The organism is Myroides sp. JBRI-B21084 (genome assembly GCF_030545015.1).
Lineage (GTDB): Bacteria > Bacteroidota > Bacteroidia > Flavobacteriales > Flavobacteriaceae > Flavobacterium.
Window position 1 is genome coordinate 901,172 of record NZ_CP120653.1, and the last position, 15,909, is coordinate 917,080.

General features: G+C 32.5%; 13 protein-coding genes. 9 read left to right on the forward strand and 4 right to left on the reverse strand.

Annotation, left to right across the window (positions count from 1 at the left end; all coding sequences use genetic code 11):
* Positions 1 to 115 precede the first annotated feature (115 nt).
* Positions 116 to 1,123 (forward strand): 3-oxoacyl-ACP synthase III family protein, encoded by a 1,008-nt coding sequence (locus P3875_RS04450; RefSeq protein WP_303445066.1) that lies wholly within the window; start codon positions 116 to 118, stop codon positions 1,121 to 1,123.
* 68 nt (positions 1,124 to 1,191) lie between these two features.
* Positions 1,192 to 1,740: a hypothetical protein gene (locus P3875_RS04455; protein ID WP_303445067.1), complete on the forward strand. Its 549-nt coding sequence runs from the start codon at positions 1,192 to 1,194 to the stop codon at positions 1,738 to 1,740.
* A 35-nt stretch (positions 1,741 to 1,775) separates the two neighbouring features.
* Here the strand turns inward: P3875_RS04455 and P3875_RS04460 are convergent, their stop codons facing one another.
* From P3875_RS04460 to P3875_RS04475, 4 genes are all read right to left on the reverse strand, one after another.
* Positions 1,776 to 3,314: an FMN-binding glutamate synthase family protein gene (locus P3875_RS04460; protein WP_303445069.1), complete on the reverse strand. Its 1,539-nt coding sequence runs from the start codon at positions 3,312 to 3,314 to the stop codon at positions 1,776 to 1,778.
* A gap of 196 nt (positions 3,315 to 3,510) precedes the next feature.
* Positions 3,511 to 4,074, reverse strand: a complete 564-nt coding sequence (locus P3875_RS04465; RefSeq protein WP_303445070.1) for a thioredoxin family protein — start codon at positions 4,072 to 4,074, stop codon at positions 3,511 to 3,513.
* 91 nt (positions 4,075 to 4,165) lie between these two features.
* Positions 4,166 to 5,611 (reverse strand): glyceraldehyde-3-phosphate dehydrogenase, encoded by a 1,446-nt coding sequence (locus tag P3875_RS04470; protein ID WP_303445071.1) that lies wholly within the window; start codon positions 5,609 to 5,611, stop codon positions 4,166 to 4,168.
* A 116-nt stretch (positions 5,612 to 5,727) separates the two neighbouring features.
* A complete protein-coding gene (locus P3875_RS04475; protein ID WP_303445072.1) occupies positions 5,728 to 7,122 on the reverse strand; it encodes a Do family serine endopeptidase in 1,395 nt (464 codons plus the stop codon).
* Between the two features lie 114 nt (positions 7,123 to 7,236).
* On the opposite strand from P3875_RS04475, the gene dapF reads away from it, so the two are divergent.
* From dapF to P3875_RS04510, 7 genes are all read left to right on the forward strand, one after another.
* Positions 7,237 to 8,028: a diaminopimelate epimerase gene (gene dapF, locus P3875_RS04480; protein WP_303445073.1), complete on the forward strand. Its 792-nt coding sequence runs from the start codon at positions 7,237 to 7,239 to the stop codon at positions 8,026 to 8,028.
* Between the two features lie 2 nt (positions 8,029 to 8,030).
* Positions 8,031 to 8,567, forward strand: coding sequence for a GNAT family N-acetyltransferase (locus P3875_RS04485; RefSeq protein WP_303445074.1), 537 nt, complete (start codon positions 8,031 to 8,033; stop codon positions 8,565 to 8,567).
* Complete coding sequence (gene mltG, locus P3875_RS04490) at positions 8,557 to 9,594, forward strand: endolytic transglycosylase MltG (RefSeq protein ID WP_303445075.1); 1,038 nt, start codon at positions 8,557 to 8,559, stop codon at positions 9,592 to 9,594. Before P3875_RS04485 ends, mltG begins: the two co-directional genes overlap by 11 nt.
* Before the next feature lie 76 nt (positions 9,595 to 9,670).
* Positions 9,671 to 10,105 carry a hypothetical protein gene (locus tag P3875_RS04495; protein WP_303445076.1) on the forward strand — a complete coding sequence of 145 codons (435 nt, stop codon included), beginning with the start codon at positions 9,671 to 9,673 and terminating at the stop codon, positions 10,103 to 10,105.
* Positions 10,106 to 10,216: 111 nt separating this feature from the next.
* On the forward strand, positions 10,217 to 11,302 hold the full coding sequence (locus tag P3875_RS04500) for an efflux RND transporter periplasmic adaptor subunit (RefSeq protein ID WP_303445077.1): 1,086 nt from the start codon (positions 10,217 to 10,219) through the stop codon (positions 11,300 to 11,302).
* 15 nt (positions 11,303 to 11,317) lie between these two features.
* On the forward strand, positions 11,318 to 14,470 hold the full coding sequence (locus P3875_RS04505) for an efflux RND transporter permease subunit (protein WP_303445078.1): 3,153 nt from the start codon (positions 11,318 to 11,320) through the stop codon (positions 14,468 to 14,470).
* Positions 14,471 to 14,472: 2 nt separating this feature from the next.
* The gene (locus P3875_RS04510; RefSeq protein WP_303445079.1) at positions 14,473 to 15,906 is read left to right on the forward strand and encodes a TolC family protein; all 1,434 of its coding nucleotides are present in this window, start codon (positions 14,473 to 14,475) and stop codon (positions 15,904 to 15,906) included.
* Positions 15,907 to 15,909: the final 3 nt, after the last annotated feature.

Here is a 15,909-nt window from a genome sequence, read left to right on the forward strand (position 1 = left end):
TTAATAGTATGTTTAAAGATACAATTATTTATAACAAATTTGCAAGCTTCGTTTAAAAAGCAATTATACATTAATAAAAATATCTGTAAATTTGATTATATTAAAATAAGCAATTATGTATCATTCAAAAATAACAGGATTGGGTTTTTATGTACCCGAAAACGTGGTAACCAATAACGATTTGTCTAAATTAATGGATACCAACGATGAGTGGATTCAAGAACGAACAGGTATCAAAGAACGCCGTCATGTAGTTTTACCCGAAGATACTACATCGGGTATGGCTTTAAAAGCATCAAAAATAGCTATTGAACGTGCAAAAATTGATAAAAACGATATTGATTTTATTGTTTTTGCAACTTTAAGTCCCGATTATTATTTTCCAGGGCCAGGTGTTACGCTACAAAAAGATTTAGGTTTAAAAACAGTTGGTGCCTTAGATATTCGCAACCAATGTTCAGGTTTTATATATGCGTTATCGGTTGCGGATCAATTTATAAAAACCGGTATGTACAAAAATGTTTTAGTAGTTGGCTCTGAAATACATTCCAAAGGGTTGGATATGACCACACGTGGTCGAGGTGTTTCGGTGATATTTGGCGATGGGGCAGGAGCGGCTGTTTTAAGTAGAACCGAAGATTTATCGAAAGGAATTTTATCTACTCATTTACATTCCGAAGGTGAACATGCCGAAGAACTGGCTTTAATTGCACCAGGTATGGGCAAACGCTGGATAACCGATATTATGAAAGAGAATGACCCCAATGACGAATCGTATTTTCCGTACATGAATGGGCAATTTGTATTTAAAAACGCAGTTGTTCGTTTCTCCGAGGTGATTAACGAAGGGCTTCAAGCTAATAATTTACAAGTTAGCGATATTAATATGTTGGTGCCTCACCAAGCAAACTTAAGAATTTCGCAATTCATTCAACAAAAATTTAGGCTAAGCGATGATCAAGTGTATAACAATATTATGAATTATGGTAATACAACAGCAGCATCGGTACCTATTGCATTAACTGAAGCTTGGGAAAAAGGAAAAATTAAAGAAGGTGATTTGGTTGTGTTAGCTGCTTTTGGAAGCGGTTTTACTTGGGCTAGCGCCATTATACGTTGGTAATTGTTATGATTTATATAAAGAAAAAAATGAAGCTTAAAGGCTTCATTTTTTATTTATATATTTGTTTTATGAATAAATTTTTAATTTTAATAGCAGGTTTGTTTAGCGGTGCATGTTCTTACGGACAAATTGGCGACGCTATTCATTGTGGATACGATTTTACCAGTTATATTGTTGTTAAACCGCATGAAGATGGAAAAGCGCAAACTATTAATGGTTTAAAAATGAGTATTTGTGACGAAAATGGAAAAGAAGTTATTAATACTAATTTTAATTTAAGTTGGAAAAATAATAATGAACCTTTACGTTTTGTACGCAATTATAAAATTGATGAAAACAATAAAAAGCTAAACGATTTTACACAAGGTAAATGGTTTTATTATTTTGCCGATGATCATTATTTGGTTACTGTATCCAATACGTTTAATGCCGAGTTGTATTATTTAAAAATTGAAGATATTGATGGAGAAGAAAACGGAGGGCATTTTAAAACTTTTACCATGCAACTGGCACCTTATAATATGTATATTTTATGTACATCAGAAGAAAAACAAAAAGCCATGCAATTTGGTCGTCGTATGAACAAACCAATAGATATTGTATTAGAAAAATACTAATAAAAAAACGGAAGAAATTTTCTTCCGTTTTTTTATTATTGTGAAACTGTATCTTTAAAGTACATTTCGGCAAAGGTTATGTTTTTGCCATGTTCAATACGTTTATGGAATGCTTCTGGACTAATCTCGTTTGGTTTAGAAAAACCACATGCACCAATAAATTCACCAAATGCTTTCATAGTGTTTTTATGGAAAGTTGCAACACGAACCGATTTATCAGTAATGTCCATACCTTCGTATAATAAAGGATCTTGGGTAGCAATACCAACCGGGCAGTGTCCGCTATCGCATTGTAAAGCCTGAATACATCCTAATGCAAACATCATACCGCGTGCGCTATAACAAGCATCTGCGCCTAAAGACATGTTTTTAGCTAAATCAAAAGCCGATATAATTTTACCAGCAGCAATAATTTTAATTTGCTGACGAATGTTGTATTGTTTTAAAATTTTATTTGCAAAAACCAAAGCATCAGATAATGCCATACCCATATAGTCAATAAACTCTAACGGAGCAGCACCTGTACCACCTTCAGCACCATCAATGGTAATAAAATCAGGATAAATGCTTGTTTCAGTAAATGCTTTAATAATATCTACAAATTCATCTTTTCTACCAATACAAATTTTAAATCCTACTGGTTTACCACCACTTAAAGTGCGTAATTTTCCAATAAAATGCGCTAATTCGGTTGCGTTGCTAAACGCAGAGTGCGACGAAGGTGAATGTACGGTTGTAAAAGGTTTTACGTTACGTATTTTAGATACTTCTAAAGTGTTTTTTTCTGCAGGTAACAATCCACCATGTCCTGGTTTAGCACCTTGCGATAGTTTTAACTCAATCATTTTAACATCTTCGTACTGCGATCTTTCTGCAAACAAGGTGTCGTTAAAAAATCCGTGCTCGTCTCTACAACCAAAGTATCCAGTACCAATTTGCCAAATTAAATCGCCACCTGATCTATGATAAGGAGATATACCACCTTCGCCCGTATTATGTGCAAAACCACCTAGTTTAGCACCTTTGTTAAGTGAAATGATTGCTTTTTTGCTTAAAGCACCATAACTCATTGCACTAATATTGTAAATACTTGCGTTGTATGGTTTTTTACATTGTTCGTTACCTATTAAAGTACGAAAGTTAAAATCGGAAATGATTTTTGGATAAACAGAGTGTGATGCCCATTCGTAACCAATACGGTTTGGGTCGTCTTGCATACCAAATGAAACGGTTTGTTTTTCGTTTTTAGCACGTTGGTAAACAATAGAACGCTCTCTTCGGTTAAACGGTTTACCGTCTAATTCGCCTTCCCAAAAATATTGGCGAAGTTCTGGGCGAATTTCTTCTAAAATATATCGTAAACGACCAATAATTGGATAGTTTTTACGTATGGTGTGTTTTGTTTGAAAAGCATCTTTAAAAGCTAAATAAAACAAAAAAGCTGGTAGTAGTAAAGATAGAAAGCTCCAACCTTTAAAAAGAACCAAATAAAGTGTTACAATTAGATAGGTAATTACAAATGCCCAAATAACTTGTCTAATTACAAAACGATTAAAAAATTTTTGATGTAACATAAATTTTTAATTACAAAAACTGTTGTTGTTAGTAAATTTGTTTAAAATTTTTCTGCTGTTTTTCTTAATTTGTTGCTTTAAAATTAATGTTTGGTACTTTAGTTTTTATAATGTTTAAAATACGTTTTGTTAATTTTAAATATATGCAATTCAAAGTTGAAAAATAGTGTGTGCAAATGTACTAAACATTTTAATTTTAAAATGAATTTTTCCATTTAATATTACATCCAATACTTGGTTTTTGCATAGGATTAACACTTCGGTTGTATAGTAAAGCATCTATGGCGTTTCGTAAATCGCTTCCGCTTAAAGTTATTCCGTTGTTTGGACGAGAATCGTCTAATTGTCCGCGATAAACCAGTTTGTTTTGTGCGTTAAACAAATAAAAGTCTGGCGTGCAAGCTGCGTCGTAATTTTTTGCAGTTTCTTGGGTTTCATCGTATAAATAAGGAAAGCTGAATTTGTTTATAAAAGCAAATTCGGTCATTTTTTCAGGTGCATCATCTGGGTAATTTATAGCATCGTTACTAGATATCGCTACAAAACCAATTCCTTGCACGCGGTAATCGTTTACAATGCGTATAACTTCTTCAATTACATGTACAACAAAAGGGCAGTGGTTGCATATAAACATTACAACGGTACCATGATTACCTTTTACATCGTTAAAGTTTTTAAAATCGTGTCCGTTAGTGTCTGGTAAATAAAAATCAGGTGCTACAGTTCCTAGCGCCAACATATTTGAAGGGGTACGTGCCATGTTTTAAGTTTTAAGCTAAGTTAAATAAAAATGCCTCAAAAAGTAAAACAATTTGAGGCATATATTGTGATGTATTTGTTAAAACAATCTACTAATAGTAAACGTATCTGCGTACTTTAGCAATGTGTTTTGCTAAACGAATTACTTGGTGGCTGTAGCCGTATTCGTTATCGTACCAAATGTATAATACAATGTTTTTACCATCGGCAGAAACAATTGTAGCGTTAGAATCGTAAATTGCAGGAGCCGAAGTACCAACGATGTCTGAAGATACTAATTCGTTGTTTAACGAATATTTAATTTGCTCTACCAATTCGCCTTCTAAAGCGTATTTTCTCATCATTTTGTTTAAATCTTCAACCGAAGTTTGTTTGTTAACTTCTAAATTTAAAACAACTAACGAACCGTTTGGAACAGGTACACGAATTGCATTTGAAGTTAATTTACCTGCTAAACTTGGCAATGCTTTTGCTACTGCAGATCCAGCACCTGTTTCGGTAATTACCATATTTAAAGCAGCTGCTCTACCACGACGGTATTTTTTGTGCATATTATCAACCAAATTTTGGTCGTTTGTATAAGCGTGAATGGTTTCTAAATGACCTTTAACAACACCTAATTCTTTTTCCATAACAGCTAAAACTGGTGTAATAGCGTTAGTTGTACATGATGCAGCCGACCAAATTGGTGTTTCATCTATGTTGTAATTTTCGTGGTTCACACCGTAAACAATGTTAGGAACCCCTTTTCCAGGTGCAGTTAATAAAACTTTTGATGCACCTTTTGATTTTAAGTGGCGCGATAAAGCTGCTTCGTCTTTAAAAACACCTGTGTTGTCAATAACTAATGCATCGTTAATGCCGTATTGTGTATAGTCGATATCTTCTGGTTGCGCAGCAGAAATCATACGTACTGGTGATCCATTGATAATTAAAGATTCATTTTCAACATCAACACCAACAGATCCTTCAAAATCGCCGTGAATTGAATCTAAACGTAATAAAGATGCACGTTTTTCTAATGATAAAGCATCGTTTTTATCACGCGTTACAATTGCTTTTAAGCGTAATTGTTGTCCCTTACCAATTTTAGCCATTAATTCACGAGCTAATAAACGACCAATACGACCAAAACCATATAAAACAACATCTTTAGGTTCAATACCTTTGTTGTCTTTAGCATCTTTTAATTTATCAACAACAAACGATAAAGAATCGTTGTATTTATTGTCTTCTAAATGGAATTCATACGTTAATTTACCAATATCAATACGTGCAGGAGGTAAATCAGCAGTTAAAATAGCACGAGCAATTTCTACTGTATCAAAAATGTTAATTGGTTTTTCAACAAATTTTGCAGCGTATTCGTGCAAGTTAATAATGTCGCTTACGCTACGGTCAATTAATTGATTTCTAAATAGAACCAATTCAATTGATTTGTCGTACCATAAATCATTAACGATTTTAATAAATTCTACGCAAGCTTTTCTTCTATCTGCTTGAAAAGCTAATTCTTTTTCGTATAAATTATTTTCCATTGGGGTTGTAAATTGTGTTGTATTTTATAAACGTACAAAATTATTAAATTTTATGATATACAAGCACATATAATTAAAAAAGTAGATTTGTTTTAAATCTACTTTTAAATATGTTATTATAAAATTAGTCGTAAGCGTTCGCCACGTGGTGTAATGATATCAAAACGAAGCTGTTGATTGTTTGTTTTAGATAAAATTTCGTTGGCTTGTTCTGTGTTATTAATCTTATTACCATTTACAGCTAAAATTACTGCATTTTTTAATTCGTTTTCGTACATTTTAAAGCGTTCATTAGTTATGCCGTTAATTTTTACACCATAGTTTATGCCTAATTTTTTTTGTTCGGTTGGCGATAAATTTTCAATTTCAAACCCGTTAAATTGCAATTGGGCAATTTCTTTTTTACTTAATTTAACTAAAATTTCTTTGTTTTGATTGTTACGTTTTAATGCAACTTTAACCAAATCATTAGGGCGTTTAGTTGCAATAATACTGTTTAAATCTAAAAAGGTATTAATGTTTTTGCCATCTATAGCATAAATAATATCGCCTTTTTTAAGTCCTGCTGCTTCGGCACCCGAATTTTTTGTAACACTTTCAACAAAAAAACCTTTTGCTGTATTTAAGTTTTTTTCGGTAGCTATTTGGCTGTTTACTTCGTATCCTTGCACTCCTAGAATACCTTGTTGTACTTTTCCGTATTCCATTAAATCGTTAACAATTTTACGAGCCATGTTTGATGGTATTGCAAAAGAATACCCTACATATGAACCCGTTGCCGATGTGATCATGGTATTGATGCCAATTAAATCGCCGTTGCTGTTAACTAATGCACCGCCCGAGTTTCCTGGGTTCACAGCAGCATCGGTTTGTATAAATGATTGAATGCCGTTTTCGGATAAATTTCTAGCTTTTGCCGAAACAATTCCTGCTGTTACAGTTGATGTTAAATTGTAAGGATTACCAACTGCTAAAACCCAATCGCCAACGTTAATAGCATCAGAATCAGCAAATGCTGTATAAGGTAGTTTTTCAGTGGTATTAATTTTTAGTAACGCAATATCCATTTTAGAATCGGTTCCAATTAATTTTGCTTTAAAAGTTCGGTTATCGTTTAACGTAATTTCTAAATCGTTTGCACCTTGTATCACGTGATTATTTGTTACAATGTAGCCATCTTCAGAAATTATTACACCTGATCCTGTACCTACTTGTGCATAAGTTTGTGAACCACCTTGGTATCCATAAAAATATTCCATAATTGGGTTTCGCGGTGCGTTTCTAAACGATACATTTTTAACGTGTACAACTGCATGTATGGTTTTTTCGGCAGCCATTTTAAAATTAGGTGCTTCAAATACATTGTTTCCAACATTGCGTAATGGTGCGCTAGTAGTAATTTCGTTGTTTGTGTTTAAATAGTTATTTGGCTCAAAAAACAATTTATATGCGCCCAAGGTTACAACACCACTTAACAACGATGTTGCTAAAATAGTTCCAATATTTTTCATAGTATTTAATTTTTTAAAATTTAAAGTAAAAATAAAAGGAGAAAAAATTATAAAAAAGTAGTTTAACGCTTGTTAACACTAGTTAACGAAGCTTTAATATTATATCTTTGTAGCATGAAACAGTTAACATTTTATAAGTATCAAGGCACAGGAAACGATTTTGTAATGGTTGATAACCGTAGTGATTTTTTTCCTAAAGATAACGTACAACTAATAGCGCATTTATGCGATAGACGATTTGGTATTGGTGCCGATGGATTGATTTTATTAGAGAACGATTTATCTGCCGATTTTAAAATGGTATATTACAATGCCGATGGTAACCAAAGTACCATGTGTGGTAATGGGGGCAGATGTATTGTTGCGTTTGCACATGATTTAGGTGTTATACAAAACCAAACTGTTTTTAATGCTGTTGATGGTTTACACCACGCTACTATTAATAACGATAAAATTGTTGCTTTACAAATGATTGATGTTTTAAAAAACACAATAGAAAGCAATACAAATGATACTTTTTTGTTTACGGGTTCACCACATCACGTGCAATTTGTACAAAACTTAAATACGTTTAACGTATTTGAAAATGGAAAAACAATTCGTTACAGTGAAAAATATAAACCTGGAGGAACCAATGTAAATTTTGTTGAGCAATTAAACGAAAATTCTCTTGAAATTCGCACGTACGAGCGCGGTGTTGAAAATGAAACATTAGCATGTGGTACTGGTGCTACTGCTGTTGCAATTGCTACACATTTTTTAGGAAAAACATCTGTAAACGAAATTGCAATAAAAGTACAAGGTGGAAATGTTACTGTAACTTTTGAACATGATCTAGAAAAGTATTTTAATGTACATTTAACTGGTCCAGCTCTTCAAGTTTTTAAAGGCGAAATAAAAATATAAGTATGTTTTTAAAAGGAGAAAAGGTTTTTTTACGTGCCCTTGAACCCGAAGATTTATCTTTTTTGTACGAAATTGAAAACGATGAGTTGTTATGGGAAGTTAGCCATACCCAAGCCCCTTATTCAAAATGGCTATTAAAAAATTACATTGAAAATAGCCATCAGGATATTTACGAAGCAAAACAATTAAGACTTGCAATTGTTGAAAACAATACCAATTTATTAGTAGGATTAATTGATTTATTTGATTTTGACCCTAAAAACAATAGAGTAGGGTTAGGTATTGTTGTAAAAGATTCTGTGCAACGTAATAAAGGATTTGGTAGTGAAGCTGTACAACTTTTATTAGGTTACGCATTTCATTTTTTAAATGTTCATCAAATTTATGTTAATGTTGCTGCAAATAATCATGCAAGTATCAAGCTTTTTTCTAAATTTGACTTCCAAAAAGTAGGTGTTAAAAAACAATGGAACAAAATTGGTTCTGTTTATGTTGATGAGCTGCTTTTTCAATTAATAAATCCCTTAAATGAAAGTTAATAAATTAGTTAGCTATGTAGCTGTTTTAGGCATCTGTGTTGCCTTAATTTTTGGTTTTATTCTTTACAAAAAAGCCTTTACACCAAATACCAATTTTTCAGAAAAAAGTGTTTATGTACACATTCCTACAAATGCTACATATAACCAAATTCAAGATTCATTAAAAAAGTATGTAAAAGATTATGAATCATTACAAAGTTTTTATTCAAAATTAGGTGAACAAGCAACTGCTGCACCAGGTAGATATTTAATTGAAAACGGAAACAGTAATTACCGTATTGTAAAAGCGTTACGTCGTAATGTTCCTGTAAAACTTACTTTTAATAATCAAGAAACACTTGAAAAGTTTTTACAACGTGTTGATAGTCAGGTTGAACCTGATTTGGCCGATTTGTACCAAACTTTTACCGAACCAGCTTTTTTACAAGAAATGGGCATGACTAAAGATAATGTTTTAGCAATGTGTATTCCAAATACGTACGAGGTTTACTGGAATGCAACGCCTTTAAAAATAAGAAACATTTTACAAAAGGAATACAATCGTTTTTGGACAAATGAGCGTAAAGAAAAGGCAAAAGTTTTAAATTTATCGCCGGTTCAGGTGGCTTCATTAGCAGCAATTGTTCAAAAGGAAACAGCTAAGGTTGATGAACGCCCACGAGTTGCAGGTGCTTATTTAAATCGTTTAAAAAGCGATATGTTATTACAAGCTGATCCTACAGTAGTTTATGCTAAAAAAGCTTTAACTAATGACTTTGACCAAGTTATTAAACGTGTTTATTTAAAAGATTTAACTTTAGACCACCCTTTTAACACTTACAAATACAAAGGAATTCCTAACGGATTAATTACAATGCCCGATGAAAGCTCTATTGATGCTGTTTTAAATGCCGAAAAACACAATTATATTTATTTTTGCGCTAGTGTAAAACGCCTGGGATATCATGAATTTGCAACAAATTTACAAGAACACGCGCAAAATAGAGATGCTTATACCAAATGGTTAAACGCTAAAAATATTAATTAAAACTTTTGTTTTTTTAACTTAAGTTTAGTGTTAAACGTAAAATAATAAAAACAGTTTTAAATAATTTTACAATTAAATGAAACAATCTTTTTTTAAATATTGCTTTTTGCTTATTGTGCTGTTTTTTGCAGCATATAATAGTTTTTCAACTTTACATAAAGTTGAAAAAAGCAATCATTTAAAAAATATTTATACTTCAGAAAATAGCAAGTCGGCTGCAATACAAAATAATTTACAAAACACAACTACGTATTTACGTTCAGGAAAAATTCAGCATACGTTTGTACAACATTACAAAGCCGATTTTCATGAAAACGAGTTCGAAGTTCAAAATTCTTCAAAAATTCAAAGAATAAAAGCGTTAATTAAAGCTATTGTTTTATTCTTTGCTATTCATTTAAGTGTACATTACCACAGTACAAAAAGTACAACGGTTTTGGCTGCACTTACTACTTTTTTTTCGTACTTAAAAAGTAAATCATTTTTAAGTTTGCGGGTTATACGCCTTTGATTTTTTTAATTTTTATTTAGAATTTTTTCAGTAAAGCATTTGTTTGTAATTAGCAAAATGCACGCTGTTTATTGTATTAAAATAAAATTAAAAAAACTTAATATTTTCCAAATGATAAAAAAAGCATTCGTTTTTTTAGCCTTTTCATTGGCTTTTTTAAACATATCGTGTCAATCTAATAAAGAAGAAAAACACGAAAAACATACCTTTTCAGTAACAAGTCCTATTGAAAAAGATACTATAATTTTAAAAGAATATGTTGCACAAATACGCTCTGTAAACCATATTGAGTTACGTGCACAAGAAAAAGGATATCTTCAAAAAATATATGTAGATGAAGGTCAATTTGTTAAAAAGGGTCAATTACTTTTTAAGATAATGCCTAATTTGTACGAAGCCGATGCGAATAAAGCAAAAGCCGAAGCTAACTACGCTTTAATTGAATATAAAAATACCAAACAGTTGTATGATACTAAAGTGGTGTCTGCTAACGAACTTGCGCTTTCTAAAGCAAAGTACGATAAAGCACAAGCTGAATTAGCATCAACAAAAACACACTTACAATTTACTGAAATTCGCGCTCCTTTTGATGGAATTATAGACCGTTTTCATGTGCGTTTGGGTAGCTTAATAACCGAAGGCGATTTGCTAACAGAACTAGCCGACAATAGTAAAATGTGGGTGTATTTTAACGTGCCCGAAGCTGAATATTTAGACCAAATGGCACACAAAACAAAAAATGCCAAATTACAAGTAGACTTAAAAATGGCTAACGGTGAAATGTTTGACCATAAAGGTGTGGTAGAAACTATAGAGGCAGATTTTGATAATGAAACAGGTAATATTGCTTACCGTGCAACTTTTCCAAATCCACAAGGGTTATTACGTTTTGGGCAAACAGGTAATATTGTTATTAATACTCCATTTAAGCACGCTGTTTTAATTCCTCAAAAAGCAACATTTGAAGTGCTAGATAAAAAATATGTTTATGTAGTTACAAAAGATAATGTTGTAAAAGCACGTGAGATAAAAATTGCTGCCGAAATTTCTCATGTTTATATTGTTAATGCTGGTTTACAAACAAGCGATAAGATATTACTTGATGGGTTACGACTTGTTAAAGAAAACGAAAAAATTTCGTACAAGTTTGTTCAATCTGCAAAAGTGTTATCAAATCTTGAATTATATGCAGAATAACTAATCCAACAAAAAATGTTTAAAAAAATTATACACAGACCCGTTTTTGCAATTGTAATTTCGGTCATCATTCTATTTGTTGGTTCATTAGCTATTAAGCAATTACCAACATCACAATTTCCGCAAATCGCTCCAACAACTGTAAGTGTTTTTATTGCCTATCCAGGTGCAAGTGCCGATGTTTTAGTAAAATCATCTTTAATTACTTTAGAAAACGCTATAAATGGAGTACAAGGTATGCGGTACATTTCTACCGATGCAACAAGTGCGGGCGAAGCTACTTTAAACGTGGTTTTTGATCCTGGTACCGATCCAAATGAAGCTGTAGTTTTAGTTAAAACTCGTATTGATCAGGTAATGCCGTTATTACCCGAATTGGTTCAGAAAGAAGGGGTTGTAGTAACACCCATTCAGCCAAGTATGCTTATGTACGTAAATCTATACAGTAAAAATAAAAGTATGGACGAAAAGTTTCTGTACAATTATGCAACTGTAAATATTATTCCCGAAATAAATCGTGTGAAAGGTATCGCAAAATCGCAAATTTTAGGAAGCCGCCGCTATGCTATGCGTGTTTGGCTAAATCCAGAACGTATGCGTGCATATAACATTTCTGTTGATGAGGTTATGAATGCTATTGGCGAACAAAGTATTATTGGTCGTCCAGGCCGTATTGGTCAAAGTTCAGGTATTAAAGCTCAATCTTTAGAATATGTATTAACATATAAAGGGCAATACAATAAACCTGAAGAATACGAAAGTATTATTATACGTGCCAATTCACAAGGCGAAAGCATAAAATTAAAAGATATTGCTAAGGTTGAGTTAGGTAGTGAATTTTTTGATATCTATTCAAATTTAGATGGCGATCCTTCAGCATCAATCGTTCTAAAACAAAATTACGGCAGTAATGCTAACGAAGTGATTGAACAAGTTAAGGTGAAATTAGAGGAAATGAAACAAAATTTCCCTCCGGGCGTTGATTATAAAATTAGTTACGACGTTTCAAATTTCTTAGACGCTTCTATAGAACAAGTAATACATACATTGCGCGATGCTTTTTTATTAGTTGCATTAGTAGTTTTTATTTTCTTAGGCGATTGGCGATCTACTATTATTCCAATTATTGCGGTACCTGTTTCATTGGTAGGTGCGTTCTTTTTTATACAACTTTTTGGCTTGTCAATTAACCTAGTAACGTTATTTGCATTAGTATTAGCAATTGGTATTGTGGTTGATGACGCTATTGTTGTGGTTGAAGCCGTACATGCCAAAATGGAAGAAAAGCATATATCGCCCTACAAAGCTGTTAAAGAAGTTATGGGCGAAATTAGTGGTGCAATTATAGCAATTACCATGGTAATGGTGTCGGTTTTTTTACCAATTTCATTCATGACCGGACCTGTAGGAACATTTTACCGTCAGTTCTCAATAACTATGGCAAGTTCTATAGTAATTTCAGCAGTAATAGCACTTACTTTAACCCCAGTTTTATGTGCAATGTTACTAAAAAATAATCACGGGAAACCCAAAAAAGTAACAATACTAACCCGTTTTATAGATTCGTTTAATAGAATGTTTGATAAACTTACAGGTAAATATGTTTCTATTTTAAAACGAATTGTAAATCGTAAATCGGTAACCTGGGCAGTTTTATTTGTTTTTTGTGGAGCAATATACGTACAAAATCAATTTTTACCTGGTGGGTTTATTCCAAGTGAAGATCAAGGAACTATCTACGCTATCATTCAAACACCACCAGGTTCAACTTTAGAACAAACCAATCAAGTGGCTCGTAATCTTCAAAAAATTTGTGAAGAAGTACCAGGTATTGAATCGGTTTCTTCGTTAGCAGGTTATGAAATTATGACCGAAGGGCGTGGTTCTAACGCAGGTACCTGTTTAATCAATCTTAAAAATTGGAACGATCGGGAGCATTCTGTAACCGAAATAATGGAAGAGCTAGAAGCTAAAACTAGAAATTTAGGAGCTGTAATTGAATTTTTTGAGCCGCCAGCAATTCCTGGTTTTGGTTCTTCGGGCGGATTTTCAATGCGTTTGTTAGATCAAAACGCTACTACAGATTATCATGAGTTTGATAAAATTAATAAAGAATTCATGGCAAATCTTAACAAACGGAAAGAACTAACAGGGGTGTTTACATTTTTTGCAGCCAATTATCCACAATACGAACTAGAAATTGACAATAATGCAGCCATGCAAAAAGGTGTTTCTATTGGTAAAGCTATGGAAAATCTTAATATTTTAATTGGTAGTACGTATGAACAAGGCTTTATACGTTTTGGACAGTTTTTTAAAGTGTATGTGCAATCATCACCCGAATTTAGAAGCTTACCAAGTGATATTTTAAAGCTTTATGTAAAAAATGATAGTGGGGAAATGGTTCCTTATTCGGCTTTTATGAAACTTAAAAAAACACAAGGGCCAAACGAAATTACACGTTATAATATGTACAATTCTGCATCAATTCGCGGGTTACCTGCACCGGGATATACAACCGCCGATGCTATTAAGGCAATTAACGAAACTGCAGTAAAAACATTACCACATGGTTATAAAATTGCATGGGAAGGTTTATCGTTTGATGAAGCACAACGCGGAAACGAATCGCTATATGTTTTTGCAGTAGTTATTATTTTCGTGTATTTAGTATTAGCTGCCCAATATGAAAGTTTTATTTTACCTTTTGCAGTTATTTTATCGTTACCAATAGGAATTTTTGGTTCGCTTTTTATGTTAAAAGCAATGGGATTAGCAAATGATATATATGCACAAGTTGGTTTAATTATGTTAATTGGTCTTTTGGGTAAAAATGCAGTGCTTATTGTTGAATTTGCTATTCAGAAAAGGCAAAGCGGTGCCACAATTTTAAACGCTGCAATTGAAGCTGCAACAGTACGTTTTAGACCCATTTTAATGACTTCTTTTGCATTTATTGCAGGATTAATACCATTAATTTTTGCCCATGGCGCCGGGGCTATTGGTAATCACACAATTGGTGCATCGGCACTTGGCGGTATGTTATTTGGTACTGTTTTCGGAGTTGTAATTATTCCAGGGTTATATTTCATATTTGCTAAAATTGCCGACGGCAAAAAAATGATTAAGAAAGAACACGAAACTCCTTTAACCGAAGATTTATTTTAAGTATGAATAATTTTAAACTATTAAAGTATGCAGTATTAAGCTGCATACTTTTAAACTTTGCATCTTGCAAATCAATTGATATAAAAGAAAAGGTAGAAAACAAAACGGTACCTGAAAATTTTGGTGTCATTTCTAGCGATACTTTAAGTGTAGCAAAAATTAATTGGAAAGATTATTTTACCGATGAACATTTACAAAACCTAATTGAAATGGCTTTGCAGAATAATCAGGAAATGAATATTTTAATGCAAGAAATTGATATTACAAAAAATGAAATTCGTATAAAAAAATCAGAATATTTACCATCTGTTGGCATAAAAGCGGGTACAGGTTTTGAAAAAGCTGCTCGTTTTACAAATATCGGTGCCATGGAAGCCACTACAAATATAGCACCAGGTAAAGAAATGCCTGAACCTTTGGGTGATTTAGGAATAGGTTTAGTAGCAAATTGGGAAATTGATATCTGGGGTAAATTGCATCATGCTAAAAATGCAGCAATAAAACGCTATTTAGCAACCGTTGAAGGTAAAAAGTTTATGCAAACACAGTTGGTTGCAGAAATTGCGCAATCTTACTACGAATTATTAGCTTTAGATAACGAATTAGAAATTGTACAACAAAACATTGAAATACAAAATAACGCATTAAATGTTGTAAAACTTTTAAAAGAAGCTGCTCGTACAAACGAATTAGCTGTAAAACGCTTTCAGGCACAAGTTTTAAAAACAACTGGTTTGCAATACCAAATAAAACAACGTATTGTTGAAACTGAAAATAAAATTAATTTTTTAGTAGGAAGATTTCCGCAAACTATACAAAGAACTACCACTGGATTTGAAAAATTAATTCCAACTAAAATTTCAACTGGGATTCCTGCAGAATTGTTAACCAATCGCCCCGATATTAAAAAAGCCGAATTATTGCTTGAGGCTGCAAAATTAGATATTAAATATGCAAAAGCGCGTTTTTATCCATCGGTTGGTATATCAGCGGGGATAGGATATGGTGCTTTTAATCCTAGTTATTTATTAAAACCAGAGTCGTTAATGTATTCATTAGCAGGTGATTTAATGGCTCCGCTTTTGAATAGAAACGCTATTAAAGCCGAGTATAAAAATGCAAATGCCAAACAAATTCAAGCAGTTTATAATTATGAACAAACGGTATTAATGGCCTATGTTGAGGTTGTTAATCAATTATCAAAAATTAAAAATTTAGAAAATAGTATTAACTTAAAACAACAAGAGGTTGATGCTTTAAATCAATCGATTACTATTTCTAATAATTTATTTAAATCGGCACGGGCAGATTATATGGAGGTTTTATTAACCCAAAGAGAAGCTTTAGATGCAAAGTTTGAATTAATTGAAACAAAAATGCAACAAATGCAAAGTTCAATTTCTGTTTACAAAGCGCTTGGCGGTGGATGGAATTAAAAA